The organism is Acidithiobacillus acidisediminis (genome assembly GCF_023277115.1).
In the GTDB taxonomy this organism is placed as follows: domain Bacteria; phylum Pseudomonadota; class Gammaproteobacteria; order Acidithiobacillales; family Acidithiobacillaceae; genus Igneacidithiobacillus; species Igneacidithiobacillus acidisediminis.
Genome location: NZ_JALQCS010000001.1, coordinates 840095 through 854327, shown reverse-complemented (window position 1 = coordinate 854327; position 14233 = coordinate 840095). Strand labels below are relative to the sequence as shown.

The 14233-nt window shown below is 63.5% G+C and carries 13 protein-coding genes; all 13 read left to right on the top strand.

Features of this window, described 5'->3' with window-relative positions; genetic code table 11:
• Positions 1-220 precede the first annotated feature (220 nt).
• The 13 genes from mraZ to M5D89_RS04310 are packed head-to-tail and all read left to right on the top strand — an operon-like array spanning position 221 to position 14231.
• Complete coding sequence (gene mraZ, locus M5D89_RS04370) at positions 221-673, top strand: division/cell wall cluster transcriptional repressor MraZ (protein ID WP_248884637.1); 453 nt, start codon at positions 221-223, stop codon at positions 671-673.
• On the top strand, positions 670-1620 hold the full coding sequence (rsmH, locus tag M5D89_RS04365) for a 16S rRNA (cytosine(1402)-N(4))-methyltransferase RsmH (RefSeq protein ID WP_248884636.1): 951 nt from the start codon (positions 670-672) through the stop codon (positions 1618-1620). Before mraZ ends, rsmH begins: the two co-directional genes overlap by 4 nt.
• Entirely contained in the window at positions 1610-1873 is a 264-nt protein-coding gene (gene ftsL, locus M5D89_RS04360; RefSeq protein ID WP_248884635.1) for a cell division protein FtsL, read from the top strand. The genes rsmH and ftsL overlap by 11 nt, the downstream gene beginning before the upstream one ends.
• Positions 1870-3618 (top strand): peptidoglycan D,D-transpeptidase FtsI family protein, encoded by a 1749-nt coding sequence (locus tag M5D89_RS04355; RefSeq protein ID WP_248884634.1) that lies wholly within the window; start codon positions 1870-1872, stop codon positions 3616-3618. Before ftsL ends, M5D89_RS04355 begins: the two co-directional genes overlap by 4 nt.
• A complete protein-coding gene (locus tag M5D89_RS04350) occupies positions 3605-5047 on the top strand; it encodes a UDP-N-acetylmuramoyl-L-alanyl-D-glutamate--2,6-diaminopimelate ligase (protein WP_248884633.1) in 1443 nt (480 codons plus the stop codon). Before M5D89_RS04355 ends, M5D89_RS04350 begins: the two co-directional genes overlap by 14 nt.
• On the top strand, positions 5044-6393 hold the full coding sequence (locus M5D89_RS04345; protein ID WP_248884632.1) for a UDP-N-acetylmuramoyl-tripeptide--D-alanyl-D-alanine ligase: 1350 nt from the start codon (positions 5044-5046) through the stop codon (positions 6391-6393). Before M5D89_RS04350 ends, M5D89_RS04345 begins: the two co-directional genes overlap by 4 nt.
• Positions 6394-7476 (top strand): phospho-N-acetylmuramoyl-pentapeptide-transferase, encoded by a 1083-nt coding sequence (gene mraY, locus M5D89_RS04340; RefSeq protein ID WP_248884631.1) that lies wholly within the window; start codon positions 6394-6396, stop codon positions 7474-7476.
• A 2-nt stretch (positions 7477-7478) separates the two neighbouring features.
• Entirely contained in the window at positions 7479-8831 is a 1353-nt protein-coding gene (gene murD, locus M5D89_RS04335) for a UDP-N-acetylmuramoyl-L-alanine--D-glutamate ligase (protein WP_248884630.1), read from the top strand.
• A complete protein-coding gene (gene ftsW, locus M5D89_RS04330) occupies positions 8824-9993 on the top strand; it encodes a putative lipid II flippase FtsW (RefSeq protein ID WP_248884629.1) in 1170 nt (389 codons plus the stop codon). Before murD ends, ftsW begins: the two co-directional genes overlap by 8 nt.
• Positions 9986-11059 (top strand): undecaprenyldiphospho-muramoylpentapeptide beta-N-acetylglucosaminyltransferase, encoded by a 1074-nt coding sequence (murG, locus tag M5D89_RS04325; RefSeq protein WP_248884628.1) that lies wholly within the window; start codon positions 9986-9988, stop codon positions 11057-11059. Before ftsW ends, murG begins: the two co-directional genes overlap by 8 nt.
• On the top strand, positions 11052-12449 hold the full coding sequence (gene murC, locus M5D89_RS04320) for a UDP-N-acetylmuramate--L-alanine ligase (RefSeq protein WP_248884627.1): 1398 nt from the start codon (positions 11052-11054) through the stop codon (positions 12447-12449). Before murG ends, murC begins: the two co-directional genes overlap by 8 nt.
• Entirely contained in the window at positions 12446-13324 is an 879-nt protein-coding gene (gene murB / locus M5D89_RS04315) for a UDP-N-acetylmuramate dehydrogenase (protein ID WP_248884626.1), read from the top strand. The genes murC and murB overlap by 4 nt, the downstream gene beginning before the upstream one ends.
• The gene (locus M5D89_RS04310; protein WP_248884625.1) at positions 13314-14231 is read left to right on the top strand and encodes a D-alanine--D-alanine ligase; all 918 of its coding nucleotides are present in this window, start codon (positions 13314-13316) and stop codon (positions 14229-14231) included. The genes murB and M5D89_RS04310 overlap by 11 nt, the downstream gene beginning before the upstream one ends.
• Positions 14232-14233: the final 2 nt, after the last annotated feature.

Below are 14233 nucleotides of genomic sequence, written 5' to 3'. Positions count from 1 at the left end.
CCCCCACCAGGCCCCTATGCGGCTCCTGTCTCTCTAAAAATTCCTTGTTATTTATCTGCTTGCACGCTTTTTCTCAGAAAACTCACGAGAACTCTCTCGGCACAGCCTAAGCTACCGAAATATCGAGATATTTTACCTTGACAGAAAAAAGGTGGCGCCATAATCTACCGTTGTGGGAAGAAGTGGGGCAAAGTGGTAAACAACGGAGAGCCACCCAGACATGTTTCGCGGCACGCATCGTCACAATCTTGACAGTAAGGGGCGCCTCAGCGTGCCGGCGCGCTTTCGCGACCAACTCAACGCCCTTTGTGACGGGCAACTGGTGCTCACCATCAACCCCACCAGCGAAGAGAGCGAGCGTTGTCTTTGGGCATACCCGCTGCCGCACTGGGAAGAGGTCGAGCGGCAGGTATCCAGCATGCCGAGCAGCCAAGCCAGTACCCGTCGCTTCCAGCGCGTGTTCATTGGCCATTCCGAAGAGCTCCGTCTCGACAACCAATCCCGCGTCCTGTTGTCTGCCAATTTGCGGCAGTACGCGCGCATCGAGCGCGATGTCGTGCTGGTTGGACAAATCGGCAAATTCGAGATTTGGGACGCGGCCCTCTGGGATCAACAGGAGAGCCTGCTCAGCGAGGGGGATCTGCTCGCCAGCCTCGGAGACCTGCGCCTATGAATGCACACCAAGCGGTGTTGGCGACAGATGCCATCGAGGCACTGGTGCCGGCCTTGGGGGGCAGCGGACCACGGCGTCTGGTGGACGCCACCGGTGGACGCGGCGGGCACAGTTCTTTGCTCCTGGAGCGGCTTCAGCTCGAAGACCGTCTGTGTATCTTCGACCGCGATCCTGAGGCCATCGCCGCCCTGCACCAACGCTTCGACGCCGATCCGCGGGTCGATCTGGTACAAGCCTCCTTCGATGCCCTGGAGTCGGTGATGAGCGAGCGCGGCTGGCTCGGCCGCGTCGATGGCATCCTGGCCGATCTGGGGGTGTCTTCGCCGCAACTGGATGATGCCGAACGCGGCTTCAGCTTTCTGCGCGATGGCCCGCTGGACATGCGCATGGATCCTGAGCAGGGCGCCTCCGCCGCCGAGTGGTTGGCACAGGTGGAGTTTGCAGAGCTGCGTCGTGTACTTCAGGACTACGGCGAAGAGCGCGCGGCTACCCGGATCGCCCGCTCGATCATTGCCCAGCGGCAGGACAAGCCCCTGCTCCGTACCAGTGAGCTGGCCGAACTCCTAGGCAGTCTGCTCCCCGCGGGCAAGGGAATTCACCCGGCAACCCGTAGCTTTCAAGCCATCCGCATCCACATCAACGACGAACTGGGGCAGCTGCAACGCTTCCTGCCCCAGGCCCTAGCGGCACTGCGTCCCGGCGGGCGGCTGGCCATCATCAGCTTTCACTCCCTCGAAGACCGTCTGGTAAAGCGCTTTTTTCGTGCTCAGGAGCAGCGCCCCGACCCCCGTGTGCCCTTGCGCTCCCACGAGATCCCCGCCGCGCCCTGGATCGAGATCAGTTCGGCAATCCGTGCCGATGCCGCGGAAATTGCTCGCAATCCGCGGGCTCGTTCTGCCGTACTGCGCGCCGCGAGTAAAAACCCGGAGTTTCGCTATGCGTCGTAGCACCATCATCCTCGTCGTTCTGATCACCCTCACGCTCTTCGGTATCGTCGCTGCGCGGGAAAACAGCCGGGCGCAATTCATTCATCTGCAAGCTCAGCAAAATCACATCTTCACCCTCAACAATCGCTGGGGACAATTGCAACTCGAGCAGGCAACCCTCGCCTCCGATGCGCGCGTTGGCGATATCGCCCACCAGAAGCTCGGCTTGGAGGCGCCCAAAAACAGTCAGATCGTCATGGTGAAGGCGCAATGACTGCTGGAATCGCGCCCACCCCTCCCCTGCCCCGTTGGCGTCCGCGCCTCTTGCTCGGGCTGCTCGGGGCGGGCTTTTGCGGCATCCTGTACCAGACTTGGCAAACCCAGGTCGAGCACAGTGGTTTTTTGCGCAGCCAAGGCCAACAACGGTATCAACGGAATGTACCGATACCCGCCCCAGCACGAGGGGAGATTCTCGACCGCAACGGCCAGGTCTTGGCAGTTTCCGTGCGCAGCAGCACCGTTTGGGTTGATCCGAGGATCTTTGCCAAGGAAGAAACGCATTGGCCGGAGCTCGCTGCGGCGCTTGGGATCTCGGTAGCGGAGATTCGGGAACGCCTGCAGCACAGTGGCACGGCCTTCGCCTACCTACTGCGCCAAGTCGATCCCGAGCGGGCGGAACGCGCGCTGGCCCTCGGAATTCCCGGGGTCCATGAGTTACCGGAATATCGTCGCTATTACCCCATGGGCGAAATCACCGGGCCGCTCCTGGGCTTCACCAATCTCGATGGCGCCGGCAGCGAGGGGCTGGAGATGGCCTACGATGCCGCGCTGCATAGCCATGCGGGCACGCGGGAGATTCTTCGCGACAATCATGGTCATCTCCTCGCCAGCGCTGGGGAGGCGGACGGTCATAGGGGACAAAGCCTGACCTTGACCATCGATCAGCGCCTGCAATACGCAAGCTACACAGCCCTCGCCGCAGCGGTACAACGCTTTGCCGCCAGCTCCGGATCTGCCGTCCTACTCGACGCCAAGACCGGCGCCATCCTCGCCATGGTCAGCTATCCCGCCAGCAACCCCAATGAGCGCGAGCACTATAATCCTTCTGGCGCCAGCGATCGCGCAATTACCCATATCTTTGAACCCGGCTCGGTCATGAAACCCTTTGCCGTGGCCGCCGCCCTGGATAGCGGTAGCATCCAGCCCAACAGCCACTTCGACGTCGACACCAACTGCTTTCGCGTCGCCGGTTACTGCATCCAGGATGATGCCCGCCATGGCGAGCTCGATATCGCGCAGATTCTCAAATACTCCAGTAACATTGGCGCCGCCAAGATCGCCCTGCGCACCCCCGCAAAGGATCTCTACGACGAGCTGCAGCGCGCTGGCTTCGGTGCAGCGAGCGGCCTGGGCCTGCCCGGCGAGAGCGCCGGTCGCCTGCCCGCTTATCAGGAATGGGGGCCTGCCTCCCATGCGGCCATTGCCTATGGCTATGGGATCTCGGTCAACACCCTGCAATTGGCAGCGGCCTACGCGGCCATCGCGAACCGTGGCATCTACGTCGGCCCGCACCTCGTGCTCGGGCAAGAGGGGGAACAGCGCCGCGCCATGAGCCCTGCAACGGCAGCACGACTGCGCGATTGGCTGGCGGGAGTGGTGGGCCCCCAGGGTACCGGATTCCTCGCCGCCATCCCCGGCTATCGCGTGGCCGGCAAGACCGGGACCGCCGCCATGGCGAATGGCAAGGGTGGCTTCCACCGCCACCAGGTCAATACCAGTTTCGTCGGCTTTGCTCCGGCGCAGGACCCGCGCTTCGTCATGGCCGTGACGGTACGTGATCCCACCCGGGGCTGGCGCTACGGCGGTGTCGTGGCAGCGCCCGTGTTTCGCAGCACCATGGCGGTGGCCTTGCGCAACGCGAAGATCACGCCACAATCGCAGGATGCGCAGCAGGTGCGACCGCGCAGCGCAGTCGAGCGGCAGCTTTGGGCAGAGGGGGCTGGCGATGCGCGACACTGAGCGACTCGACATCCTTCTACCAGAACTGCATCCCGCGCGGGACATCGCCATCAGCGCGATCGACAGTGATAGCCGCCGCCTGCAGAGCGGCGGTCTCTTTTTTGCTCTCGCTACCCGCCACGGCTCGGCTGAGCATTTTTTGCCGGCGGCCTGGCAGGCGGGTGCCGTGGCGGCGGTGCTCGAATCGGTGCGAGAGGGATTCGCAGAAAGCGCGACCGGCCCAGTCTGGTTCCGCCCCGATGCGCGCGCCTTGCTCGGGCGCGCATTACGTCGCCATCATGGCTGGGATCAGCAGGAGGCACCGCTGCTCATTGGCGTGACCGGCACCAATGGCAAGAGCAGTGTCACCCGGCTGATCGCCCAGCTTGCCCCACAATCTGCCCAGATCATCGGCACCTTGGGGCATGGCAGCGTGGATTCCCTCCAGCCCCTGCCCAATACGACTCCGGAGGCGGTAGAACTGTGGCGTATCCTTGCCGAAATGCGCGCGGCCCAGGCATCCGTCGTCGCCATGGAGGTCTCGTCCCATGCCCTCGCCCTGGAGCGCGTGGCAGCCATTCCCTTCCAAGGCGCCGTATTCACCAATCTCACCCAGGATCATCTCGATTTTCATGGCGACATGGCCAGCTATGCTGCGGCCAAGGCACGGCTCTTCCATACGCCAGAACTGCAATTTGCCGCCCTCAATGCCGACGACCCGTTCAGCGCCGAGCTGCGGCAGCAGATCGCACCCACGGTGCAGATCATCTGTTATGGTTTCGGGAGCGGTGATATCCGCGTGCAGGAAGTCCATCCCGGTGCCAGCGGCACCCTGCTGGAACTGCAGACCCCGCAGGGCAAGCGCCGCGTGCGCAGCCCTCTGCTGGGACGCAGCAATGTCTACAACCTTCTTGCCGCCCTGGCGACGGCGACTGCCCTGGGTTGGGACGTGGCGGATGAGCAGATTGCGGCGCTCGATTTGCCCCAAGGCCGCTATCAGTGCCTGCCTGCCATACCGAACAAGGCACGGGTCATGATCGATTACGCCCACACCCCGGATGCTTTGGAACGGGTCCTGCAGGATGTACGTGCGGTAGCCAAGGGCAAGATCACCGTTGTCTTTGGCTGTGGTGGCGAGCGCGATCGCGAAAAGCGCCCACAGATGGGGGCCATTGCCGCGCGGCTAGCGGATCGCGTGATCGTCACCGACGACAATCCACGTACCGAGGATCCCGCACAGATTACCGCCGAGATCCTGGCTGGCATCCCCACTGGCGGGGCTGAACTGGAACATGATCGGGGTCGGGCAATCGCCCGAGCAATCAATGAGGCAGGAAGCGGCGATTGGGTACTCATCGCCGGCAAGGGACATGAGCAATATCAAGACAGCGGCGGGCAACGGCAGGTCTTTTCTGACGCCGCTTGTGCCGAGGAGGTCCTGCGCCAATGATTGAGCTCAGCTTACGGGAGATTGCCCAGATTTGTGGCGGAAAGGTCCTGCCGGGAAGCGCTGCGGGCACCCACATACGCGGCATCAGTAGCGACAGCCGGGCCGAGCAGAAGGCGGCACTCTTCGTTGCTCTTTCTGGTCCTCACTTCGATGCGCATGATTTTATCGAGGAGGCGCGCAGCAACGGTGCGGCGGCATTCCTCGTCAGTCGGCCAGTATCCGGCCCCGGGGTCTTGGTGCCTGACACCCTGCAGGCCTTGCAAACCCTAGCCGCGGCTTGGCGGCAGCGTTGTCCAGCCAAGGTGATTGGGGTTACGGGCTCCTGCGGCAAGACCACGGTCAAAGAAATCCTTGCGGCCATTCTGCAGGAGAGTGGACGGGTGCTTGCCACCCGGGGCAACCTCAACAACCACATCGGCGTTCCCCTGACCCTGGCGCGCCTCAGCGGCGATGATCGCTTTGCCGTGATCGAAATGGGAATGAATCATGCTGGCGAGATTCGTGTACTCAGCCGCATGGCTGCACCAGATCTGGTGATCATCAACAATGCCGGCACCGCGCATCTGGAAAACCTCGGCTCCGTAGAGGCCATCGCCGCGGCCAAAGGAGAAATTCTCGAGGGTCTGGGCCCGCAAGGCATCGCGGTACTGAATGGCGATGACGTCTTCTGCGATAGCTGGGCCGAACGGGCACCGGGAGAGGTCTGGCGCTTCAGCCTGGCGGATCAGCCAGCGCGGGTACGCGGTCAGTGGCGCGGTAACGCCCAGGGCGGAGAGATGGAGGTACGTGCGCCGCAGGGTAGCTTTGACTTGCAGATTCCCCTTCCAGGGCGCCACAACGGCGCCAATGTCCTCGCCGCGGTAACTGCGGCCCTGGCCCTGGAGATACCCATTGCCGCCATCGTGCGCAGCGTCGCCCAATTGCGTGGCGTTCCCGGACGCCTGCAATGGGTAGCAGGCACAACGGACAGTCGACTGCTCGACGACAGCTACAACGCCAACCCTGCCAGCCTAGAGGCCGCCTTACAGGTCTTAGCCCAGCAGCCAGGACGCCGTTTTCTGGTCCTGGGCGATATGGGCGAGTTGGGGCCAGAGGCGCGTGCCTATCATGCGCAGGCCGGCAAACGCCTGCGCGAATTGCAGATAGATGGACTCTTTGCCATCGGCCCGTTGAGCGCTGCGGCCGTCGAGGCCTTTGGCAGCGGTGCTGCCCATTTCGCCGACCTCGACAGCCTGCTTGCTGCGCTGCGACTGGTCCTGGCGCCAGATGCCACCGTGCTGGTCAAGGGTTCGCGAGCGGCGCATATGGAACGGGTGATCGCCGCCCTACGCACGGAGGCCAGCTAGATGCTCTACTACCTCCTCCTTCAACTGCAGGGCGTCTACCACGGTTTTCACGTCTTTTCCTATCTGACCCTGCGCGGGGTTCTGAGTATCTTGACCGCCCTGATTCTCTCTCTCGGGCTTGGCCCCATCGTCATTGCGCGGCTGCGCCGATACAAGATTGGCCAGATGGTGCGCAGCGATGGTCCGGAAACGCATCTCAGCAAGCAAGGAACGCCCACCATGGGTGGGGCCTTGATCCTCCTGGTGGTACTCCTGACCACCCTGCTCTGGTCGGATCTGCGCAATCCGATGGTCTGGATTGCTATGCTGACGACCCTGGCCTTCGGTGCGATTGGCTTCATTGATGACTGGCGGAAGCTGCGGCGCAAAAACACCAAAGGCCTCTCGGCGCGGGGTAAATATGGGCTGCAGTCCTTGTTCGCTGGCGCTGCCGCCATTGCGCTGTATCTTTGGGGCGAGGGAAGCACGCCGCACAGCCTGATCATCCCCTTCGTGCCCCATTTACTCATCCCGCTCGGCGTCGGTTTCGTCGTTTTCAGTTATTTCGTTATCGTCGGCACCTCCAACGCCGTCAATCTGACCGATGGCCTCGATGGCTTGGCGATTGTGCCAACGGTGATGGTCGCCGGCGCTTTGGGGATCTTCAGTTATGTCGCCGGCAATGCGGTCTTTGCCCACTATCTCGAGCTGCCCTTCGTGCCGGGCGCAGGACAACTGCTCATCTTCTGCGGCGCACTGGTTGGCGCTGGACTCGGCTTTCTGTGGTTCAACACCTATCCGGCGGAAGTCTTCATGGGCGACACCGGTGCCTTGGCCCTTGGCGCGGCCCTGGCCATCATCGCCATCGTTGCCCGCCAGGAGCTAGTTCTGGTGATCATGGGCGGGGTCTTCGTCGTCGAAACCCTCTCGGTAATGATCCAGGTCACTTCCTTTCGTCTTACGGGAAAACGGGTCTTCCGCATGGCCCCCCTGCACCACCATTACGAGAAAAAGGGCTGGCCGGAGCCGCGCGTCGCCGTGCGTTTCTGGATCATCACCGTGATTCTCGTACTGATCGGCCTGTCGAGCCTGAAGATCCGATGACGATGAACAACTGGCGAGGACGCAAGGTGGCCATAGCCGGAGCGGGAAAGACCGGCGAAACCCTGCTGCGCTTTGCCCTGGCTAGCGGCGCAAGTTGCAGTCTCTGGGACACCCGCGCGCAGCTGGACCCGCAGGAATGGCAGCAACGCTATCCCCAGGTCGACTGCCACTTTGGTACCTGGCCGGAAGACGCCTTCCTGCCCTATGCGCAGGTTCTCTGCAGTCCTGGCCTGTCGCCGCAGCTGCCCGCCCTGGCTGCCGCACGGCGCGCTGGCATTCCGCTGTGGGGGGACATCGAACTGTTTGCCCAAAGCGCCCGGGCGCCCGTGATCGCCATCACCGGCAGCAATGGCAAGAGTACCGTCACCACCCTGGTCGGCGAGATGGCGCAGGCCGCGGGTCTGCGCGTCGCCGTGGGGGGCAACCTCGGCACGCCCGCCCTGGATCTTTTACCGGAACCGGGTGCCGCAGAGCCGGAACTTTACGTGCTGGAGCTATCCAGCTTCCAGTTGGAATACTGCGAGAGTTTGCGTCCCCGCGCCGCCGCTATCCTCAACATCAGTCCGGATCATCTGGACTGGCACGGCGATTTTGCCCGTTATGTGGGCGCGAAATGGCGTATCGCGCAGCGGATGGGAGCTGGAGACATCCTGGTTCTACCGAGTGAGGATGCAGAGTTGCAGCAGCTTCCCGCCACGCTCTCACCCGATTTGTCGGTACGTCGTTTCGGCCCAGCGGCGGCGGGCGAGATCGTCGATGGCCAATTACGGATCGATGGCCAGGCCCTTCTTTCTTGCACGGAACTGCGCATTGCTGGCCGCCACAATCAGGAAAATGCTTTGGCCGCAGCCCTCCTTGCCGATGCCCTGGCCATCCCGCGCTCCGACATCCAGCAGGCGTTGCGCGACTTTGCCGGCCTCCCCCATCGCCTGCAGTGGATCGCCAAAGTGGGGGGCGTGGATTACTACGATGACTCCAAGGGCACCAATCTGGGCGCGAGCCTGCGCGCCATCGAGGCACTTCCGCCCCCCCTCGTCCTGATTCTGGGCGGGGACGCCAAGGGCGCAGATTTGCGCCCCCTGGCCAAGGCCTGTGTGGGACAGCGCGGCGCCGTACTGCTTGGCAAGGCGGAAAAGGATCTGACACAGATCCTGACAGGGGTATTGCCGCTGCGACGGACGGGAGGGGCCGGGATGGCAGAGTGTGTGCGTCAAGCCGCCGCCCTCGCCCAGGCAGGCGATCGCGTCCTCCTCTCGCCTGCGTGCGCCAGCCTCGATATGTTTCAGGATTATCAGGACCGGGGTCGGCAATTTGCCGCCGCCGTCCACGCCCTCGCTGGAGGTGAGCATGCATAAGCCCAGCTGGTGGCTCGCGGAAAGTGGCCCGGCCGACAAGATGCTGTGGTGGATTCTCATCATTCTGGTCTGCTTTGGCCTGGTCATGGTCTATTCCGCCAGCGCCCCCGTTGCCCAGCAGGAAACCGGCAACCCGCTGTTCTTTGCCGAGCGGCAGGTGCTGTACGCCGTGCTCGGGCTCGGGGTCCTGTACTATTTTAGTCGGGTAGAGCTGGAGTTTTGGGAACGCATGACCTTCCCCCTCATGGGGATTTCCCTGGTTGCCTTGCTGGTCGTCTTTCTACCGGTGATCGGCGTTGCGGTGAATGGTTCCCATCGCTGGATCAACTTTCTCATCGTCCGCCTCCAGCCCTCGGAACTCCTGAAATTTGCCCTGCTCCTGTTCATGGCGCGCTATGTGGTGCGCAAAGGCGAGCTACTCGGCAATTTCAAAGAAGGGCTCTGGCCCATCTTCATCCTGCTCTTTGTCCTCGGGCTCCTGCTCCTCCTGCAACCGGATTTCGGCTCCTTCTTCATGGTCGTGGCGATCACCGGCACCCTGCTCTTCCTCGGCGGCCTGCCCATACGCTACGTCCTTTTTGCCGGCATTGTCGCGGGTTCAGCCCTGGGGGTCCTGGCGGTATCCGCGCCCTATCGTCTGGCGCGCATCACCTCCTTTTCCGACCCTTGGGCAGACCCCTACGGCACCGGCTTCCAACTGGTGCAATCCCTGATCGCCTTCGGTCGTGGGGGCATTTTTGGTGTCGGGCTCGGCAACGGCATCATGAAATACTTCTACCTGCCCGAATCCTATACCGACTTCATCCTGGCGGTGATTGGCGAGGAACTGGGAATGATTGGCGTGTGGGCCTTGATCCTTCTCTATGCACTCGCGAGCTGGCGCATCTACCGCATTGGCCGGCGTGCGGCAGCGGCTGGAGATGCTTTCTATGCCCTGTTCTGTTACGGCACCCTGATCTGGTTTGGCGGCGAGGCAGTGATGTCCATGGGGGTCAATCTCGGCGCTTTGCCCACCAAGGGCTTTGCCCTGCCATTGATCAGCTACGGCGGTAGCGCCTTGGTCTTCCTCTGTGCCACGTTGGGCGTGGTCCTGGCCGTGAGTCGGCGTTACCCGCCCTTGGCCAAGAAGGCGAAAGCCACGGTTGAGGTGGCCCATGGCTAAGGGCGTACTGATCGCTGCCGGCGGCACGGGCGGGCATATTTTCCCCGCCCTCGCCGTCGCGGGTCAGCTGCGTGCGCAAGGGGTAACCGTCGACTGGATCGGTACTGCGCAGGGGCTGGAGCAACGCCTGGTACCGGCGGCAGGCTATCCACTGCACCAACTGCAGATGCAAGGCTTGCGCGGCAAGGGCTGGCGGCGCTGGCTGACTGCTCCCTGGCGCCTTGGCCGTGCCGTCGTCCAAGCGCGGCAAATTCTGCGCCGCTGTGGGGCCGAGGCGGTCCTGGGCATGGGTGGCTATGTCTCGGCACCCGCCGGGATTGCCGCCTGGACGCTGGGCAAACGTCTTTGCCTGCACGAACAAAATGCTATCCCTGGCTTGGCCAACCGCCTGCTTGCTCCCCTTGCCGCCGAGGTCTTCGCCGGCTTCCCCGACACTGGGCTGCGCAAGGCGCGCTGGGTGGGGAATCCTGTGCGCGCAGAAATCGCAGAGCTGGCCGAGCCGAAGCTGCGCTTTGCCCAACGCCAGGGACGGCCGCGGCTCTTGATCATGGGGGGAAGCCAGGGGGCCCAGGTCCTGAACGAACTCTGCTGTGCCGCACTGGCGGCCCTGCCCGTCGACCTACGCCCAGAAATCTGGCATCAGAGCGGCGCGGCACATCTGGACAAGACGCGGGCAGCCTATGCCGCTGCCGGCCTCACAGCGCGGGTGGATCCCTTCATCGACGCGATGGCAGAGGCGTTGGCCTGGGCCGATTTGGCGGTCTGCCGTGCCGGTGCCGCCACGGTTGCCGAATTGACTGCCGCAGGTTTGGGGAGCCTGCTCATTCCCTTCCCCTTTGCCGTCGACGATCACCAGGCCGCCAACGCCCGCTTTCTGGAAGATGCCGGGGCAGCACGGATGCTGCGCCAGGAGGGGCTCGATGCGGAGCAACTACGCGAGATTATGCTCCCGCTGCTCCAGGATCCGGCACTGCGCCTGCGCTGGGCAGAGGCGGCACGTCGCCAGGCTCGGGTAAATGCGGCCGTGGAAGTTGCCGCTGCCTGTGGAGGATCTACGCATGCGTAACTGGGTACGACAGATCCATCTGGTAGGCATTGGTGGTGCTGGCATGCGCGGCATCGCCGAGGTCTTGCTGAACCTGGGCTATGCCGTTTCTGGTTCGGACCTGCGTCCGGGACCGGCGACCCTGCGCCTAAGTGACCTTGGCGCCAGCATTTTCACCGGCCATGGTGCCGCCAATGTGCGGGGTGCCGACGTCGTGGTCGTATCCTCCGCGATTGCGGCGGACAATCCCGAAATTCGTGCGGCCCGCGAATTACGCATTCCGGTCATTCGCCGCGCTGAGATGTTAGCGGAGTTGATGCGCTTCAAGCAGGGCATCGCCATCGCTGGCACCCACGGCAAGACCACCACGACCAGCCTGGTGGCGAGCATCCTCGGGGCCGCCGGGCTGGATCCCACCTTTGTCATCGGCGGACGGCTGAAAAGCGCCGGTACCCACGCCGCTCTGGGCAGTGGCGAATATCTTGTCGCCGAGGCGGACGAATCCGATGCCTCCTTTCTGTATCTCTCTCCGGTGATGGCAGTGGTCACCAACATCGACGCCGACCACATGGAGACGTACGGCAACACCATGGGGCAGCTACGCGCCGCGTTCCTACAGTTTCTCCAGCGTCTCCCCTTCTATGGTCTGGCCGTCCTCTGTACCGATGAGCCCATGGTGCGCGGACTCTTACCAGAATTGCGCACGCCGGTGCTGGGCTACGGTCTGAACGACGACAGTGACCTGCAGGCGCGAAACATCCGCTATCGCGGCATGGGCAGCGAGGTGGAAATCTGGCGCCGGGTCGAGGGCCAGGGAGTGCACTGGTTTGACCTGCAGCTGAATATTCCGGGGGAGCACAACGTCCTCAATGCCCTGGCGGCCATCGGCATTGCCAGCAAGGTGGGCATCAGCCAGGAAATCATTGCCCAGGCCCTGGCCGATTTTCGTGGCGTTGCGCGACGCTTCGAGTATCTCGGGGACTGGCGCGGCTGGAGTATCGTCGACGACTACGGGCATCATCCCCGGGAGTTGGCCGCCACCATCGCCGCCGCCCGCCGCATCTGGCCACAGCGACCCTTGGTGCTACTGTTTCAGCCTCATCGCTTCACCCGCACGCGGGATCTTTTCGGGGATTTCGTCGAGGTGCTGGCACAAGCTGACCGCAGCCTTCTCCTCGACGTCTATGCCGCTGGCGAACCCGCCATCCCCGGCGCCGACAGTGCTGCGCTCTGTACTGCCCTGCGCGAGCGCGGTGCCGACGTGCAGCATCTACCGGACGCGCTGCAGCAGCCACAACAGATCCTCGCGCATCTGCCGCCCAGCGCCGTCCTCCTTTGCATGGGCGCCGGCAGCATTGCCCAGCTGGCCAGCCAATGGCAGGCGATTTTCGCGACGGAGGCGCAGTCATGATGGGCGGACGCTTACGCCTGGGTGAGCCCCTCGCCCGCCACAGCAGCTGGCGCATTGGCGGGCCTGCAGAGCGCTTCTACCTCCCAGGCACGGCGGCAGATCTGGTCAGCTTCTTGCGCGAATTTGGCCGTTCCCCGATCACCTGGCTGGGCCTCGGCAGCAATGTCTTACTGCGTGATGGCGGGCTGCGCGGCACCGTCATCTGCCTTGCCCACGGGCTGGACCAGATGGAGTTGGACGCCGCTGGCGAGCTGGTGGTCGAGGCTGGCGTTTCCGCAGTCAAGCTGGCCCATTTTGCTGCCAAAAATGGCCTCGCCGGGGTGGAGTTTCTGGCCGGAATTCCCGGTACTGTGGGGGGCTGTCTGGCCATGAATGCCGGAGCGCATGGAGGCGAGACCTGGCCCTTGGTGGAATGGGTCGAACTCCTGCATCCCAATGGCGAGCGGGAGCGGCGCCCGGCATCGGCGTTTCGGATTGGGTATCGCTCCGTGCAGGGCCAGGGCGATGCCTGTTTCCTGCGCGCTGGCCTGCGCCTGCCCGCCGGCGAGCCGGAGCAACTGCGGATGCAACTGCGGGCCTGGCAGAACCAGCGGGCGGCGAGCCAACCCCTATCCTGGCCGAGTTGCGGTTCGGTCTTTCGCAATCCCCCCGGCGACCATGCCGCCCGGCTGATCGAGGCCGCGGGGCTCAAGGGTAGACGCATCGGCGATGCCGAGATCAGCACCCAACACGCGAACTTCATCCTCAATCGCGGGCAGGCCCGCTCGCGCGAGGTAGAGGCCTTGGTGATGGAAATTCAGGAGACCGTGCGCCAACGCTTTGGCATTGTTTTACAGCCGGAAATGCGCGTCTTGGGAGAAGAACATGACGACTGAAACACAGCGCGTTGCCGTGGTGTATGGCGGTCCCTCGGCGGAGCGCGAGGTCTCCTTGCAGAGCGGCGCCGCGGTTCTCCGCGCCCTCCAAGGCATGGGCGTCGACGCCTGCGGCATCGATGTCGAGCCGCGGCACCTCGCCGAGCAATTGCGCGACCAGCACGTCGGCCGGGTTTTCAACGTCTGTCATGGCGCCTTTGGCGAGGACGGCCATCTGCAAGCCAATCTCGAGAATCTGGGGATTCCCTACACCGGGAGTGGTGTGCTTGCCAGTGCCCTGTCCATGGACAAGTGGCGCTGCAAGCGCCTGTGGCAAAGCGCCAGTTTACCTACCACCCGCGGAGTCCTGCTGCGTGGCGACGAGCCGATACCCGAGGAATTGGAATCCTGGGGTTGGCCCCTCTTCGTCAAGCCCAATCGTGGCGGCTCGAGCATCGGCGTCAGCCGCGCAAACAACACCCACGACTTGGAACGGGCCCTGGGAGGGGCGTTCGCCTTCGACACGGAAATTCTTATTGAAGCCGCCATACTCGGTCAGGAGGTCACCGTCGGTATCGTCCACGGACAGGCCTTGCCGCCCATCGTCATCCAGGTCACGGGCACTTTCTATGACTACCACGCCAAATATCAGGCCGATGACACCCGTTATCTCCTGCCTTCCGGGTTGGGTGATGCACTCGATGCACAACTGCAGAGTCTCGCCCTGCGCGCCTTTGCCGAAATCGGCGGCCAGGGCTGGGGACGCGTGGACTTTCTCGTGGATGACAGCGGACGGCCAGCACTGCTCGAGGTCAACAGTGTGCCCGGCATGACCAGCCACAGTCTGGTACCGATGGCGGCGCAGACCATGGGCTGGGATTTTGCGGAATTGTGCCGGCGCATCCTCGCCAGCACGGAGGGGGAATAGAG

Bases quoted from the DNA above. Each gene is read 5' to 3' on its own strand.
- M5D89_RS04310 (WP_248884625.1), top strand. From the start codon at position 13,314: ATGACGACTGAAACACAGCGCGTTGCCGTGGTGTATGGCGGTCCCTCG.
- M5D89_RS04355 (WP_248884634.1), top strand. From the start codon at position 1,870: ATGACTGCTGGAATCGCGCCCACCCCTCCCCTGCCCCGTTGGCGTCCG.
- murB (WP_248884626.1), top strand. From the start codon at position 12,446: ATGATGGGCGGACGCTTACGCCTGGGTGAGCCCCTCGCCCGCCACAGC.
- murG (WP_248884628.1), top strand. From the start codon at position 9,986: ATGGCTAAGGGCGTACTGATCGCTGCCGGCGGCACGGGCGGGCATATT.
- ftsL (WP_248884635.1), top strand. From the start codon at position 1,610: ATGCGTCGTAGCACCATCATCCTCGTCGTTCTGATCACCCTCACGCTC.
- M5D89_RS04350 (WP_248884633.1), top strand. From the start codon at position 3,605: ATGCGCGACACTGAGCGACTCGACATCCTTCTACCAGAACTGCATCCC.
- mraZ (WP_248884637.1), top strand. From the start codon at position 221: ATGTTTCGCGGCACGCATCGTCACAATCTTGACAGTAAGGGGCGCCTC.
- M5D89_RS04345 (WP_248884632.1), top strand. From the start codon at position 5,044: ATGATTGAGCTCAGCTTACGGGAGATTGCCCAGATTTGTGGCGGAAAG.
- rsmH (WP_248884636.1), top strand. From the start codon at position 670: ATGAATGCACACCAAGCGGTGTTGGCGACAGATGCCATCGAGGCACTG.
- murD (WP_248884630.1), top strand. From the start codon at position 7,479: ATGAACAACTGGCGAGGACGCAAGGTGGCCATAGCCGGAGCGGGAAAG.
- mraY (WP_248884631.1), top strand. From the start codon at position 6,394: ATGCTCTACTACCTCCTCCTTCAACTGCAGGGCGTCTACCACGGTTTT.
- murC (WP_248884627.1), top strand. From the start codon at position 11,052: ATGCGTAACTGGGTACGACAGATCCATCTGGTAGGCATTGGTGGTGCT.
- ftsW (WP_248884629.1), top strand. From the start codon at position 8,824: ATGCATAAGCCCAGCTGGTGGCTCGCGGAAAGTGGCCCGGCCGACAAG.